The sequence below is a fragment of the Streptomyces flaveolus genome (genome assembly GCF_044765825.1).
Lineage (GTDB): Bacteria > Actinomycetota > Actinomycetes > Streptomycetales > Streptomycetaceae > Streptomyces > Streptomyces flaveolus.
Genome location: NZ_JBIWKU010000002.1, coordinates 617228 through 632078, shown reverse-complemented (window position 1 = coordinate 632078; position 14851 = coordinate 617228). Strand labels below are relative to the sequence as shown.

Below are 14851 nucleotides of genomic sequence, written 5' to 3'. Positions count from 1 at the left end.
GGAAACTCGGATGCGGGTGCCGCACGGCCACCCTAGGCTGCGCCCGCGGGGAAGAGGCCCCGTGTGGGCCGTCGGTGGATCGGAGATGCACGGGGTATGACCAGTCAACTGTCAGCGATCTGTTTCCGTGCACCCCGCCCCTCGGCCCTGGCGCGGTTCTGGTCCGGCGTCCTGGGCTGGGAGCCGGCCGGCGGACCGGACGGCGACGTCGCGATCCTGCCCCCTGATCCCGCAGGGTTCCGCATCCGATTCCTGCCGGGCCAGGAGCCGAAGACCGGCCAGAACCGGGCGCACTTCGACCTGACGAGCACCTCCCCGGAGGATCAGCGCCAGACGGTGGCCAGGGCGCTGGAACTGGGCGGGAGCCACATCGACGTGGGCCAACGCCCCGAAGAAGGACATGTGGTGCTCGCCGACCCGGACGGCAACGAGTTCTGTGTCATCGAGGCGGGCAACAAGTTCCTCGCCGGCACCGGTTTCGTCGGAGCGCTGGCCTGCGACGGTACACAGGAGGTCGGCTACTTCTGGAGCGAGGCACTGCGGTGGCCGCTGGTCTGGGACCAGGACCAGGAGACCGCGATCCAGTCGCCGAGCGGCGGTACGAAGATCACGTGGGGTGGTCCTCCCGTGGCGCCGAAGACGGGCACGAACAGGCTGTGCTTCGAGCTGACGCTCCCCGCCGACGGCGACCGGGAGGCGGAGACCGCCCGCCTGGTTTCGCTCGGCGCGACACGCACCGACACCGGCGAGGACGACAGCGGCCGGGTGCTGCTGCTCGACCCCGACGGCAACGAGTTCTTCCTGCGGACGTCCCGCTGAGTGGCACCTGTGCGGGCGCCGTGTGCGAGGTGATGGCCCTCCCACAGGATGCTGTTTACATGTAGTTGACCTCAGGGTGTTGCAATCCCTTCAGTGGCCGACCATGCTGCATAACTATATGCAGCGCGGTCGGGGGTGCCTGGTTCCCGCTGCCGGAAAAGCTCCGCCGGCCTCTGGCCGTCGCCCCGCAGAACGGAGTAACCATGGCCGCCCTGGTCGAACGGCATTCCATCGACGTCGTCCCGGACGAGGAGCGGCACGGGACGGCCTTCTCGCAGTTCACCCTGTGGTTGGGTGCCAACCTCCAGATCACGACCGTGGTCACCGGCGGCCTCGCGGTGGTGTTCGGCGGCGACGTGGTCTGGTCGCTGGTCGGACTGCTGCTGGGCAACCTCCTCGGCGGGGGCGTCATGGCCCTGCACTCGGCCCAGGGCCCACGGCTTGGACTGCCGCAGATGATCTCCTCCAGGGCGCAGTTCGGCGTCCGCGGCGCCGTCGTGCCCCTCCTGCTGGTCGTCGTGATGTACATCGGCTTCTTCGCCAGCGGCTCGGTGCTCGCCGGTCAGGCGGTCGGCAAGCTGACCCACCTCGGCACCGTGCCCGGCATCATCGTCTTCGCCCTGGTCACCGCGTTCATGGCCACCGTGGGGTACCGCATGGTGCATGCCTTGGGGCGGGTCGCCAGCGTGGTGTGCGCACTGGCCTTCGTGTACCTGGGCGTCCGGCTGCTCCAGCGGATCGACCTGGGAGAGGTCGTGCACCAGCACACCTTCACCCTGCCCATGTTCCTGCTGGCGATGTCGCTGTCCGCCTCCTGGCAGCTGGCCTTCGGCCCCTATGTCGCCGACTACTCGAGGTACCTGCCCCGCACCACACCCTCCCGCACGACCTTCTGGTGGACCCTGTCCGGCACGGTGCTGGGCGCCCAGTGGTCGATGAGCTTCGGCGTGCTCGCGGCGGCGTCCGCGGGCACGGCCTTCGTGGACGACCAGGTGGGCTATGTCGTCGGGCTCGGCGGCACCGGGCTCATCGCGTCGTTCCTGTACTTCGTGATCGCGCTGGGCAAGCTGACGATCAACGTGCTCAACACCTACGGCGGCTTCATGTCCATCGTGACCAGCGTCAGCGGCTTCCGGGGACAGCGCGCCGTCTCACAGCGCGGCCGGATGCTCTACATAGCCGCCATCATGGTGGCCGGAACCCTGCTGGCCCTGGCCGGACGGAACTCGTTCCTGGACTCCTTCGCCGACTTCCTCCTCTTCCTGCTGGCCTTCTTCACGCCGTGGTCGGCGATCAACCTCGTCGACTACTACCTGATCTCCCGCGAGCGGTACGACCTGCCCGCGCTCAGCGACCGCGACGGCCGCTACGGCGGCTGGCGCCTGCCCGCGCTGTCCGTCTACGGCATCGGCCTCGCGGCGCAACTGCCCTTCCTGTCCACGAGCTTCTACACCGGCCCCCTGGTCACCACGCTGGGCGGCGCCGACATCTCCTGGATCGTCGGCCTCGTCGTCCCGGCCGGCCTCTACTGGCTCGTCGGCCGACGGCAGCCCGGCACGGCCCGGCCCACCCCGGGCCCGGCGTCCCGCGTGGGCGAGCCCGAGAGCGCCGGCGACGTGCGGTGAGGACGCCCATGCCGTCCGCCGGGTGATCCGGTGCCGTGTGCTGGATATTTCAGGGCTAAGATTTCTGAAGAGTCCCGCGACGGCTGGTGACATGGGGAGGCGCGGCATGGCGGTGAAGAGGGCGGCCCAGCGGGACGCCGTGGCGGCGATCATCGAGGACTGGGCCCGGGAGCGGCCCGAACTGGACACGTCTCCCCTCGAAGTGCTGGCCAGGCTGCACCGCACCTTCCTTCGCTACAACACCGAACTGGCCGCCGGCGTAGAGCGGCACGGACTGGCCGTGGCCGGCTTCGACGTGCTCACCGCGCTGCGCCGGGCCGGCAAGCCCTACCGGCTGACCGCGGGACAGCTCGCCGACTCGGGCCTGATCTCGTCGGCGGGTGTCACCCTGCGGATCGACAGGCTGGAGAAGGACGGCCTCATCGTCCGTGAACGCGATGCGGGGGACCGCCGGGTCGTCTACTCGCGGCTCACCGACGCCGGCCTGGCCAAGGTCGACGAGGTGTTCGCCGAGCACCTGGACAACGAACGTCGGATGCTGAGGGACCTGTCCCCGGCCGAGCGGCGCCAACTGGCCCGGCTGCTGTCCAAGCTGGAGCGCTCCATCGTCGACTCGGGCGAGACGGAGACGGAGGCGGGGGACGGCGGGAGCTGAACTCCCGGCGCCGTCCCCCGCCTCCGCGGGCCCGCCCGGTCCAGGACCCGTCCGGTCAGCCGGCGGCCTGCGCCTCGGCCTGCTGCCGGTACAGCCGGCGCAGACGTACGACGCCCAGGTCGTGCTGGTAGAGGTTCTCGAACCCGTCGGCATCGGCCGGCATCGCCTCCAGCATCACCCGGTCCTGCTCCAGGACTTCCCAGTGCCGCTTCTCGATGAGCGTCCGGTACAGGAACCGCCAGGTGTCCCGCTGCCAGCCGGACACCCTGCGGTAGCGCCAGAAGAAGACACCGGTACGTCCGGCGTCCACCGGGCAGGCCATGCCCACGATCCCGAACGGACCGCCGGGGCCCGCGGACGGCGGATACGGGATGGACAGGTCGACCCAGTCGACCCCGGTCCGGCACAGCTCGACCCAGTCGAAGTTGACGCCACGCTGGTCGGTCTTCTCGAAGAAGTAGCCGCGGTCGGTCTCGCGGATGCGGAACTTGGCCTGAGTGTCACCGTCGTACATCGTGTGCGACTCGTGGTGCAGGAACGCGCCGTGCATCGGGTCCATCAGGTTCTCCACGGCGAAGCGCCACGGCACGTTCCACTCGGCGTAGCACAGGATGGCCGCGATGTCCGGGTCCGTGAGCGGCTCGGGGAGGGTGAGGGGCGCGGGCTCGGGATGCCGCTCGTCGCCGAAGTAGGCCAGGATCGCGCCGGCCACCTCGCGCACGGGCAGGGAGGTGACCAGCTTCTTGCCCTCCAGGTTGCAGCCGGGCAGCCCGGGCACGGAGGCGACGGTGCCGTCGCCCCGCACCTCGACCCCGTGGTACCAGCAGGCCACCCGGTCGCCGAGGTGTTTGCCGAGGGAGAGCGGGGCGCCGCGGTGGGGACAGCGGTCGGCGAGCAGGGAGAGCGTGCCGTCGGCGGTGCGGAACAGCAGCCAGTCCTCGCCCAGCGCGGTGACCCTGCGCATGCCGCCGGGCTCGACGAAGTGCGAGGGCACGACCGGGTGCCACTGGTTGCGCAGCCCGTGGGCGTAGACGTGGTCGGCGGTGACGTCGGTGGTGAGGCTCATCTCAGGCTCCCAGGCGGTGCATCTCGGTACGGAAGGTCTCCTCGGTCCAGGGCGCGCCGTCGGGGGTGCGCACCTGGCGGGCGTTGAGTCCGGCGACGACGTCGGCGAGGTCGTGGCCGTCCTGGGTGAAGATCTCTTCGAGGGTGCGCGCGAGCTTCGTCTCGTACGAGCTGGGTTCGTGGGTGCGGGACTGGTGGGGGTCGAGGTAGGGCCAGGCACCGGCGGTCATCAGGGTCTCCGGAGGGACGTCGGGACAGGGGCTTACAGGTCGAGGACGAGCCGGTCGGAGGCGCAGCGCGAGACGCAGATCATCATCGTCTCGCCCGTGCTGTGCTCGGCCTCGGAGAGCAGGAAGTCGCGGTGGTCGGGGGCCCCGGCGAGGACCCGGGTCTCGCAGGTGCCGCAGATGCCGTCGCGGCAGGACGAGGGGACGGACAGACCCGCCGCCTCGACCGCCTCGAGGACGGAGGTGTCCGCGCCCACCGAGACCGTCAGGCCGGACCGGCGGCACTCCACCTCGAAGGCCGAGTCGTCGCCGGACCGCTCCACCGCCGGAGCGGCGAACCGTTCCAGCCGCAACCGGCCCTCCGGGCACGCCTCCTGCACGGCGGCGAGCAGCGGTTCCGGCCCGCAGGCGTACACGAGGGCGTCGGGCGCCAGGCCGGCGAGGGCCGAGGCCAGGTCGATGTGCCCCAGTTCATCCTGCGGGACGAGCGTGACCTCGCCGCCGGTGAGCCGGGCCAGTTCGTTGCCGAAGGCCATGGAGGCGCGTGACCGTCCGCCGTGCACCAGGCGGTACGGGATCCCGTCGCGGTCCGCCTGGCGGGCCATGGCGAGGATCGGGGTGATGCCGATCCCGCCGGCGATGAACACGTAGGACCCGGCGGGCTCCAGCGCGAAGTGGTTGCGCGGGCCGGCTGCCTCCACCGTCTGGCCGGGGCGCAGTTTCGTGTGGACGTGGCGCGAACCGCCGCGCGAGGCGGGCTCGTCCAGGACGGCGATCCGGTAGGAGTCGGAGTCGGCCGGGTCGCCGCACAGCGAGTACTGACGGATCGGGCCGCCGACGCGCAGGTCCAGGTGGGCGCCGGGGGACCAGGCGGGCAGGGGCTTGCCGGCCGGGTCGGCGAGCTCGACGGACAGCACGCCGTCCGCCTCCCAGGTCATGCGGCGCACGAGGAGTGCGAGCCGCCGCTCTTCGGTGTCGCTCATCGGTGGGCCTCCCTACGCGGTGGGGATCGTGACGGGCGGGGTGAAGGGGGTCTTCATCGGGCCGAGCGCCGCGAGGTCCACCTCGACGAGGGTCGGCCCGTCGGCGGCGAGAGCCTCCCGGATCACCCCGTCGGCGTCGGCTTCCGCGGCGATCCGCGCGTACGGCAGCCCGCAGGCGGCGGAGAGCCCCGCGAAGTCGGGGGTGTGCAGGTCGACGCCGGAGCGGCGGCCGCTGTAGCGGTCCTGCGTGTTGCGCAGGACGCCGTAACCCCCGTCGTTGAAGACCAGCAGGAGGAGCCGGGGCCGCTCCTGGGCGAGGGTGAGCAGTTCGCCGAGATGGACGGCGAGGCCGCCGTCCCCGGCGATGACCACCGTCGGCTCGTCGGGACGGGCGAGCGCTGCGCCGATGCCCATGCCGAGGCCCTGGCCGATGCCGCCGCCGCGCGGGAAGACGTTGGCGCGCGGGTCGTGCAGCGGCAGCAGCCGGTTGCCCCAGGTGGAGGAGGGGATCGTCACGTCGCGGGCGACGACCGCGCCGCGCGGCAGGGCGGCGGCCAGCGCGTCGCAGACGGCCGCCTGCGGGCCGATGCCGTCGCGCAGGGCCGTCCGGACCTCGTCGCGCACGGCACCGACGTGGGCGGTCCAGTCGGTGTCGGCGGGTGCGGCGGCCCCGGTCAGGGACGGCAGGACGCGGGCGGCGTCGCCGCGCAGGGCGTGCCGGACGGGGTAGACCCGGCCGAGCGCGGCGCCGTCGACGTCGATCTGGACGTGCGCGCCGGGGAGCCTCAGTTCGTAGTCGGCCGTCTCGTTGGACCGGAAGTGGGTGCCGACCGTGACCAGGGCGTCCGCGTCGGCGAGCAGGGACCGCACGGCCGGCGTGGTGGCGAAGTTGCCGACGACCTGCGGGTGGTCCTCGGGGACCGAGCCGCGCCCCGAGTTGGAGGTGATCAGGCCGGCGCCGGTCGTCTCCAGCAGGGCGAGCAGTTCCCGCCGGGCCCGGTTCGCGCCGCCGCCCGCCCAGATCAGCGGGCGCCGGGCGGTGGCCAGCAGAGCCTGCGCACCGGCCAGTTCGGCGGGGTCCGGGGCGGGAATCCCGGCGGTGGCCGTCGTTCCCGGGGTGTCCTGCTGGGCCGCGTACTGGAGGTCGACCGGCCACTCCACGCTGGCCGGTCCGCCGGGCACGGCCAGCGCCGCGGCGGCGGCCTCGCGGAGCAGGCGCCCCGCGCTCCCGGCGTCCGGCACCGTCGCCGCGTACGCGGACACGGCGGCCAGCATGCCGAGCTGGTCCCTGGTCTCGTGGATGAAGCCGCGTCCACCGCCCAGATAGCGGCTTTCGATCTGCCCGGTGACGTGCAGCACGGACGTTCCCGAGGCGAGCGCCTCCACCAGGGAGCCGGCCGCGTTGCCGGCGCCCGTGCCGGTGGAGGTGAGCGCGCAGCCGAGGCCGCCGCGGGCCCGGCCGTAGCCGTCGGCGGCGTTCACGGCGGTCGCCTCGTGCCGCACGGGCACGAAGCGCAGCTCCCGGTCGACGGCCTCGACGAGCGGCAGGTTGTGCACGGACACGATGCCGAAGACCGTGTCGATGCCGAGTTCCTTCAGGACGGCGACCAGCAGGTCGCCCCCGTTGCGGTATGTCATGCGTGCCTCTCAGAGGATGCCGCGGCCGACCCCGCCGCAGACGTCGATGGCGGTTCCGGTGATGTACGAAGCGCGCGGCGACAGCAGCGTCACGACGGCGAAGGCGACCTCCTCGGCCCGGCCCAGCCGGCCGAGCGCCACGCCCCGGTCGGCGGCGAGCCTCGCCTGCCACTCCTCGTAGTCCAGGCCGGAGTCCGCGGCGGCGTGTCGCCGGGTCCACTGACCGGTGTCGATCAGACCCAGGCAGACCGAGTTGACCCGGATGCCCTCGGCGGCGAGGTCGACGGCGAGCGACTTGGAGAGGTTGAGGATGCCGGCGCGTGCCGCGCTGGTGGTGATCAGGCGGGGCTCGGGCTGCTTGGCGAGGACCGCGTTGACGTTGACGACACTCGCCGCGTCCGAGTCCCGCAGGTGCTTGCGCGCGGCCTGGAGCGGATGGAGGACGCCCGCGAACTTCAGCTCCAGTTCGTCGCGCCAGTCCTCTCCCGTGGTGTCGTCCAGCCGCTTCATGCGGGACTGGCCCGCGTTGTTCACCAGCCCGTCGATGCGGCCGAAGCGCTCGGCCGCCCGGTCCACGAAGCCGTGCACGGCGTCCGCGTCGCGTACGTCGCACGCGGAGGTCAGCAGCCGGTCCCCGCCGTCCAGGCGGGCCGCGGCGTCGGCGAGGCGGCCGGCGTCCCGGCCGCAGGTGGCCACGTTGGCCCCTTCGGCGAGCAGTGCGCGGACCGTGGCCAGGCCGACGCCCGAGCTGCCGCCGGTGACCAGGACGGTCCGGTCGGCGAGACCGAGATCCATGAATCGCTCCTGTGTGTCAGTGCATGGTGAAGCCGCCGTTGACGGCGATCACCTGGCCGGTGAGGTAGCGGGATTCCTCGCTCAGCAGGAAGGAGACGAGACCGACGAGGTCGTCGGGCTGCTGCGGGCGGGAGATCGCGCGGTGGGTGGCGTACAGCGCGTGGCGTCCGGCGGGGACGGACTCGGTGGCCTCGCACTCGGTGAGGCCCGGGGCGACCGCGTTGACGGTGATGCCGTGCTCCCCGAGTTCGCGGGCCATGCCCCGGGTCAGGGCGACGACCGCGCCCTTGGAGGCGATGTAGTGGGCCAGGCGCGGGGAGCCGTACAGGGCCGCGTCGGAGGCGATGTTCACGATGCGTCCCGGCCGGGCGAGCAGCGGATGCAGGGCCTTGGCGACCAGCCAGGGGCCGCGGGCGTTGACGGCCATCAGCCGGTCCCAGACCTCGACGTCGATGTCCTGGAACTCCTTGCCGCCCACGCCGTTGGCCAGGGCCGCGTTGTTGACCAGGCCCCACACCGGGCCGTGCGGAGCCACGGCCTCGGCGAGCCGGGCGACCGACACGGGGTCCGCCACGTCGCAGGGGACGTAACGGGCGTCGCCGCCCTCGGCGCGAATGGCGGCGGCGGTGCGCTCGCCCCACTCCTCGTTCAGTTCGGCGACGACGACGCGGTGCCCGTCGGCGCCGGCCCGGCGGGCCATGGCCTCCCCCAGGCCACGGCCCGCCCCGGTCACGACGACCGTCCTCGCGGCGTCAGTCACGGGTGACGCCGTACAGCGGCGAGTACTCCGGGTAGGTCGGCACCTGCGGCTTCCGCGTGCCGATGATCACGCAGAACAGCGCGTCGGTGTCGCCCTCGTTCTTCAGCGAGCGGGTCACGCCGGCCGGCACCACGATCATGTCGCGGTAGCCGAGCGTGCGGTACTCGACCTCGTCCGGGCCCCGGTGGATGCCCACGCGGACCTGCCCCTCCAGGACGAAGAACGCCTCCTCCACGTCGTGGTGGGTGTGGGCCGGGCCCTCCGCGCCCGGCGGGAGCAGCATGTTGGAGAAGGTGAAGCCGCCGGAGGGGATGATCCGCCGGTCGTCGTCGTGGTTGCCGGTGGCACCGGAGCCGACGTAGCGGATCTGCGCCCGCCGGTACTGCGGGCCGGCCTTCTCCTGGAAGGAGAGGGTGCCCCAGTCGGGCTCGCGCGAGTCCTTGCTCGCGATCAGGGAGTCGGTGTACGTGCCGAGGTCGCCGCCGTTGTCGTACTCGGTGGTCTCGAGGGGCATGGTCAGTCCTCCATGAGGTGGTGGGTGCGCTGGTTGGTGACGATGTGCAGGTGGGACAGGACCCAGGCGTTGAAGCGCTCGGGCTGTTCCTGGTGGGCGAGATGACCGGCGTCCTTGACGATCACGTACGCCGTCTTGTGGAGGCCCCCGGCCAGCGCCTGGGCGGCGTCCGGTCCGGTGACCCGGTCCTGGTCGCCGCACAGCACGAGGGCCGGGGCGGTGACGCGCGCCAGGTCGGCGCGCAGGTCGGCGGTGGCCATCGACTCGGCGGCGTGGGCGTAGCCGGGCAGCCGTACGGCGGCCGCCATGATGCCGACGACGCGGCGGACGAGGCCGGCGGGCGCGTCGGGGGAGACCAGCCGGGGGCCGCGCCGCTCGGCGAACTCCCGTGCGCCCAGCCGCTCCAGCTCGGGCACGCGGGCCCGCATCGCGGCCGCCTTCTCCGGGTCCGTACCGGAGCCGGCACTGGAGTCCGCGACGATCAGGGAGGTGACCAGGCGCGGGTGGCGCAGGGCGAGCCGGAGGGCGACGACCCCGCCCCAGGACACGCCCAGGACGTGGGCCGGGCCGCCCCGCCGCCGGATGACCTCGGCGGCGGCGTCGGCGAAGCCGTCCAGGTCCAGGGGCCCGTCCGGGTCGGACGAGCGGCCGTATCCGGGGGCGTCCCAGGCGACGACACGGAACTCGCCGGACAGCGCGGCCAGTTGCGGCGCGAAGGAGGCGGACGACGAGCCGATGCCGTGCAGGCACAGGAGCAGGGGCCCGTCGGTGCCCGCTTCCTCGAGGTGGACCTCGGCGGGGGCGGTCACAGGATCTGCCCCGGGCGTCCGGCGATCGCGCCGAGGGAGCGCAGGACCGCGTACGGGACGACCGCGCTGGTCGCCGGGGTGTCGGCGTCGGGGGTGTGGGACGCCTCGAAGCGGTAGGCGCCGTGCGGGCCGGAGGCTTCGATCACGTGCCGGGTGCGGACCGCCGCCGGGTCGGCGACGACGCGGACCCGGACGGCGTCCAGGTCGCCGACGGCGAGGGCGACGGAGGCCGCCACGTTCGTCGACCGGGGGAACTTCACGGGTATTTCGCGCGCGGTACCCCTCATCACCTCGACCGGCCCGGTGGCGGTGCGCAGCCGGTTCAGCAACTCCTCGTCCATCCAGGGCTGTTCGAGTGTGCCCGGCAGTTTCGTGGTCGTCAGCGTGACCTCGTCCAGGGGGCCGAGCGCCCGCACGGCCTGGAGCAGGTCGAGGCCGCCGACCGCGCCGCCGGTGAAGTACACCCGGCCCGGCCCCGCGCCGAGGAGCCGCTTGGCGAGGTCCTCGTCGGTGAGGGCGCCGGTGGAGGCGACCAGCAGGTCCGTGCCCGCGGTGAGCACGCGCTCGCCCCACTCGCGGACGACGCCCTGCCCGGCGGCCTCGACGATCAGGTCGCAGCGGGCGATCGCCGTCTCGAAGGGCACCTGGTCTGCCGGGGCGGCCTCGCCCAGGGGCCGGTTGTCGACCACGCAGTGCAGTGCCGCTCCGGGCACCTCGCCCGCGGCGAGGGCGGTGCCGACGACCCGGCCGATCGCGCCCCAGCCCACCAGGCCGACCTTCAGGGGCTCGGTGACGGTGCCGCTCATGCGGGGGCTCCTTCGGGGACGGAGGGTTCGGCGTCGACGGGAGGCAGGACGGGGCTGCCGTCCGGGGTGCCGGCCATGTGGGCGCGGATCAGCCGGGAGGGCGGGCCCGCGGTGCCCCACAGGTCGGACAGCTCCGGGACACGCCGCCACACCTTGCAGATCCAGCGGTCCTCGACGACCTGCGCGACCTCGGAGGTGTACTCGCAGACCAGGCCGGCCGGGTCGGTGAAGTAGGAGAAGGTGTTGTTGCCGGGGCCGTGCCGCCCGGGCCCCCACTGGGGCGTGACGCCGTGGTGACGCAGCCGGCCGATGCCCCGCATGAAGTGGTCGACGGAGCTCATCTCGTAGGCGACGTGGTTGAGGGAGACCCAGGGCGCCTGGTTGAAGGCCACGCAGTGGTGGTCGCTGTTGCAGCGCAGGAACGCCATCTGGTGCTCGGACCAGTCCGAGACGCGCATGCCGAGGACCTCGCGGTAGAAGGCGACGGAGGCGTCGATGTCGGTGGTGTTGAGCACGACGTGTGTCACGCCGACGGGCACGGCGCCGTCCTGCCCGCGGGGCGGGACGGCCCAGGTGTCGGCGGACAGTTCGATCAGCCTGCCCTCGTGGTCGTGGAAGCGCAGTCCGTATCCGCCGCCGACCTGGTCGAGCGGACCGGGCCCGGCCGCCGGGCGGATGCCGCGGCGTTCCAGGCGCCGCGCGGCCTCGTCGATCTCCGCCGGGGTGGCCACGGCGAACGCGAGCCTGCCGAGGCCGGTCCGCTCGGACCGGGTGAGCTGGAGGGCGTGGTGTTCCGGGCCGGTGCCGCGCAGCCAGCTCGTGCTGTGCCCGGCCTCGACGACCTCCAGCCCCCACGCCTCCTCGTAGAAGTCGGTGGCGGTGGTGAAGTCGCGGGTGAGCAGTTCGACGGAGCGCAGGGCGCGCAGCCGGGCGATGGGGGGTTCGTGCGGATCAGGGGACATGTTCTTCTCCGGGAGTGTCAGCCGGCCCAGGGCAGGGGAGCGGTGGCGGTTCCCCAGTACAGGGACTTCTGGCGCTGGTAGGCGCGGATGCCGTCACGGCCCTTCTCACGGCCGAGGCCGCTCGCCTTCATGCCGCCGAAGGGGGTGGCGATGCTGAACTGCTTGTACGTGTTGATCCAGACGGTGCCCGCGTCGACGCGGCGGGCGATCCGCCAGGCGGCGCGGTGGTCGCGGGTCCAGATGCCGCAGGCGAGGCCGTAGACCGACTCGTTGGCCTGGCGGACCAGGTCCTCCTCGTCGTCGAAAGGCAGCGCGACCAGGACCGGGCCGAAGATCTCCTCCTGGCAGGTGCGCGCGTCGCCCGGCAGCCCGTCGAGCACGGTCGGCAGGTAGTAGGCGCCGTCCGCGTACGCGGGGCCGTCCGGCGCGCCACCGCCGCACAGCACCCGGGCGCCCTCCTCGCGGGCGAGGTCCACGTAGCCGGCGACGTGGTCGCGGTGCGTGGGGTGGACCAGCGGGGCGACCTGGGTGTCCGGGTCCGTGCCGGGGCCGACGCGCAGTTTCCGTACCCGGGCGACGAGTTCGCCGACGAAGTCGTCGTACAGCGGACGCGCCACGAACAGCCGCGAGCCGGCGATGCAGGACTGGCCGCTGGAGGAGAAGACGCCGAACATCACGCCGGCCAGGGCCTGTTCGACGTCCGCGTCGGCCAGCACGACGGTCGGTGACTTGCCGCCGAGCTCCAGCGACACGGGCATCAGCTTCTCGGCGGCGGCCCGGGCCAGGGAGCGGCCGGTGGCGGTGCCGCCCGTGAAGGCGACCTTGCCGACGTGCGGGTCCCGGACGATCGCGTCGCCGACCACCCGGCCTGGTCCGGGCAGCACCGACAGCAGGGCCGGGGGCAGGTCGCTCTCCTCCAGCGCCGCCGCGACGATCCGTCCCAGGGCCAGCGACACCAGCGGGGTCCACTCGGCCGGCTTCAGCAGCACCGCGTTGCCCGCGGCCAGCGCCGGGGCGAGCTTCTGGGCGTCGCTGGCGACCGGGGAGTTCCAGGGGTTGATCGCGCCGACCACCCCGATCGGCTCGTGCACGCTCATCGTCACGTACGCGCCGCGGGACGGGGTGAGCGCGTCCTCGGCGGTCTCCAGGGCGGCGGCCGTGTACCGGAAGGTGGCGGCCGCGCTCGCCACCAGCGCGCGGGTCTCGGTCAGTGCCTTGCCGGTGTCCGCGGTCTGGAGGGCGGCCAGGTGCTCGGCGTCCTCCTCGATCAGCGCGGCGACGCGGTGCAGAAGACGGGCCCGCTGGTGCGGCAGCAGATCGCGCCAGCGGGGATCGGCGGCGGCCAGCGCACCGGCCCGTGCCGCCTCGGCGACCTCGTCGGCGGTCACGGCGTGCACCGTGGCGAGGGGCAGGCCCGTGGCCGGGTCGGACGTCAGCGTGGCGGCGCCCGAGCCGCGCCGCCACCGGCCCGCAACGAGCGCTTCGTCCGGGGGAGTTCGGAGCATACGGGGGCCTCCTGCACGAGGGTTCAGGGGAGCTGCCTGAGCGGGCACTTGGGTAAGTGCTAGAAATCTAAGGGCTTAAATATCTCGGCCGCAAGAGGTGCCGCGGAACAGATCGCTCGTTAATTCGCTGCTTCAGGCCTTGACGCGGTCCCGTTCGCCAGGGATACAACTTAAGCGCTTAGAAGCTTGGCGCTCACCTGACGTCCCGTCGGCCCGCTGCCCCGCTCTTCTACGCCGCTGCTCCCGCGCTTGCCGTCCCCTGCCCCTGCGACCAGCGGAGTCCACGCATGACGACCGAAGCAGTACCCGACAGCACGTTCCGAGCCTCCATAGCCGCCCGCTTCGAGCGGCTCCCCCTGTCCCGCTGGCACGTCACCGTGCGGCTCGTGGTCGGTGCCGTCACCTTCTTCGAGGCGTTCGACCAGCTCCTGATCGCCTACGCCCTGCCCGAGCTGCGCGGCGAGTGGCACCTGTCCACCTCCGCCGCCACGCTGCTGCTCACCGTCGGCTCGATCGGCATGCTGGTCGGCGCCCTGCTCTCGGGGCGCATCGCCGACCGGATCGGCCGCGTCCGGGTGATCGCCCTGTGCGTGGCCCTGTCCAGCGTCGCCAACCTGGCGCTCGCCCTCGCCCCCTCGCCGGAGGCGTTCATGGCGCTGCGGTTCGTGCAGGGCCTGGCGATCGGCGGGGAGGTGCCGGTGGCCGCCACCTTCATCGCCGAGATCACCCGCAGCCACCGACGCGGCCGCTTCGTCCTCCTGTACGAGCTGGTCTTCCCGGCCGGCCTGACCGTGGGCGCCCTGGCGGCGGCCTGGCTGGTGCCCGTGCTCGGCTGGCGGTGGATGTACGGGCTCGCGGCACTGCCCGGAGTCCTCGCCTACGTGGTGCACCGCGTGGTGCCCGAATCCCCGCGCTGGCTCGCCGACCGCGGCAGGACCGAGGAGGCCGCCGCGGTCATGACGCGGATCGAGACGGCCGTGGAGCGGGCGACGCGCACACCGCTGCCTCCCGTCGCCTCGCCGCTTCCCGAAGCCGGGGCCACCGGCAAGGCGGGTTCCGCCGGCGGACTGCGCGGCCTGTTCACCGGCCGCTACCGGCGCCGCACCCTGGTCGTCGGCGTCCTGTGGTTCACCGGGTACTTCGTCAACTACGGCATCACCTCCTGGCTGCCGACCATCTACCAGAACCGCTACGACCTCGCCCTGTCCGACGCCCTGCTGTACTCCACGGTCACGTCCTGCGCGGGACTGCTGGGCTGCCTCCTGGCGGCCCTCACCGTCGACCGGGCCGGCCGCCGCCGGGTGATCACCGGCTGTCTGGGCGGCTCGGCCGCGGTCCTGCTCGTCCTCGCCCGGCTCGGCGCGGACACCGCGGTGCAGGTCCTGGTCTGGACGTCGCTGGCCGCCGTGTTCTTCTTCGGCTCCAACATCTGCCTCTACCTCTACACGCCGGAACTCTTCCCGACCCGCATGCGGGCCCTGGGCAGCAGCGTGGGCGGGGCACTTAACCGCCTCGGCGTGATCCTCGGCCCGATCGTCGTCGGCGCGGTCTACGCCGGCGGAAGCATCGGCACGGTCTTCCTCACCCTGGCCGCCGTGTCCCTGACGGGCGCCGTCGTCGCGGGCGCCTGCGCGGAGGAGACGGCCGGGCGGCGACTGGAGGAGGTGTCGCCGTAGCGGGGCGACCCG

General features: G+C 72.9%; 15 protein-coding genes. 4 read left to right on the top strand and 11 right to left on the bottom strand.

What is annotated here, in order from left to right:
- Window positions 1–96 precede the first annotated feature (96 nt).
- The 3 genes from ACIRG6_RS08205 to ACIRG6_RS08195 all read left to right on the top strand — a co-directional run bounded on the left by ACIRG6_RS08205 (window position 97) and on the right by ACIRG6_RS08195 (window position 3099).
- Window positions 97–819: a VOC family protein gene (locus ACIRG6_RS08205; protein ID WP_365022586.1), complete on the top strand. Its 723-nt coding sequence runs from the start codon at window positions 97–99 to the stop codon at window positions 817–819.
- A gap of 203 nt (window positions 820–1022) precedes the next feature.
- The gene (locus ACIRG6_RS08200) at window positions 1023–2444 is read left to right on the top strand and encodes a purine-cytosine permease family protein (protein WP_364821691.1); all 1422 of its coding nucleotides are present in this window, start codon (window positions 1023–1025) and stop codon (window positions 2442–2444) included.
- A gap of 106 nt (window positions 2445–2550) precedes the next feature.
- Window positions 2551–3099 (top strand): MarR family winged helix-turn-helix transcriptional regulator, encoded by a 549-nt coding sequence (locus tag ACIRG6_RS08195; protein WP_350716436.1) that lies wholly within the window; start codon window positions 2551–2553, stop codon window positions 3097–3099.
- A 55-nt stretch (window positions 3100–3154) separates the two neighbouring features.
- Here the strand turns inward: ACIRG6_RS08195 and ACIRG6_RS08190 are convergent, their stop codons facing one another.
- The 11 genes from ACIRG6_RS08190 to ACIRG6_RS08140 are packed head-to-tail and all read right to left on the bottom strand — an operon-like array spanning window position 3155 to window position 13163.
- Entirely contained in the window at window positions 3155–4165 is a 1011-nt protein-coding gene (locus ACIRG6_RS08190; protein ID WP_239766845.1) for an aromatic ring-hydroxylating oxygenase subunit alpha, read from the bottom strand.
- A 1-nt stretch (window position 4166) separates the two neighbouring features.
- Complete coding sequence (locus ACIRG6_RS08185) at window positions 4167–4394, bottom strand: recombinase-like helix-turn-helix domain-containing protein (protein WP_365022592.1); 228 nt, start codon at window positions 4392–4394, stop codon at window positions 4167–4169.
- A 32-nt stretch (window positions 4395–4426) separates the two neighbouring features.
- A complete protein-coding gene (locus ACIRG6_RS08180) occupies window positions 4427–5374 on the bottom strand; it encodes a PDR/VanB family oxidoreductase (RefSeq protein WP_365022593.1) in 948 nt (315 codons plus the stop codon).
- A 12-nt stretch (window positions 5375–5386) separates the two neighbouring features.
- On the bottom strand, window positions 5387–7012 hold the full coding sequence (locus ACIRG6_RS08175; protein ID WP_403321569.1) for a thiamine pyrophosphate-binding protein: 1626 nt from the start codon (window positions 7010–7012) through the stop codon (window positions 5387–5389).
- Window positions 7013–7021: 9 nt separating this feature from the next.
- Complete coding sequence (locus ACIRG6_RS08170; protein ID WP_364678285.1) at window positions 7022–7807, bottom strand: SDR family oxidoreductase; 786 nt, start codon at window positions 7805–7807, stop codon at window positions 7022–7024.
- A 16-nt stretch (window positions 7808–7823) separates the two neighbouring features.
- Complete coding sequence (locus ACIRG6_RS08165) at window positions 7824–8567, bottom strand: SDR family oxidoreductase (protein ID WP_403321566.1); 744 nt, start codon at window positions 8565–8567, stop codon at window positions 7824–7826.
- Window positions 8560–9081: a cupin domain-containing protein gene (locus ACIRG6_RS08160; RefSeq protein WP_364678279.1), complete on the bottom strand. Its 522-nt coding sequence runs from the start codon at window positions 9079–9081 to the stop codon at window positions 8560–8562. Before ACIRG6_RS08160 ends, ACIRG6_RS08165 begins: the two co-directional genes overlap by 8 nt.
- A gap of 2 nt (window positions 9082–9083) precedes the next feature.
- On the bottom strand, window positions 9084–9890 hold the full coding sequence (locus tag ACIRG6_RS08155) for an alpha/beta fold hydrolase (RefSeq protein ID WP_364678276.1): 807 nt from the start codon (window positions 9888–9890) through the stop codon (window positions 9084–9086).
- On the bottom strand, window positions 9887–10696 hold the full coding sequence (locus ACIRG6_RS08150) for an aspartate dehydrogenase domain-containing protein (RefSeq protein ID WP_364678274.1): 810 nt from the start codon (window positions 10694–10696) through the stop codon (window positions 9887–9889). The genes ACIRG6_RS08155 and ACIRG6_RS08150 overlap by 4 nt, the downstream gene beginning before the upstream one ends.
- A complete protein-coding gene (locus ACIRG6_RS08145; RefSeq protein ID WP_350716416.1) occupies window positions 10693–11658 on the bottom strand; it encodes a VOC family protein in 966 nt (321 codons plus the stop codon). The genes ACIRG6_RS08150 and ACIRG6_RS08145 overlap by 4 nt, the downstream gene beginning before the upstream one ends.
- Before the next feature lie 17 nt (window positions 11659–11675).
- Complete coding sequence (locus ACIRG6_RS08140; protein ID WP_403321562.1) at window positions 11676–13163, bottom strand: aldehyde dehydrogenase; 1488 nt, start codon at window positions 13161–13163, stop codon at window positions 11676–11678.
- 287 nt (window positions 13164–13450) lie between these two features.
- On the opposite strand from ACIRG6_RS08140, the gene ACIRG6_RS08135 reads away from it, so the two are divergent.
- A complete protein-coding gene (locus ACIRG6_RS08135) occupies window positions 13451–14839 on the top strand; it encodes an MFS transporter (protein WP_318216902.1) in 1389 nt (462 codons plus the stop codon).
- The last annotated feature ends 12 nt before the right edge of the window (window positions 14840–14851 follow it).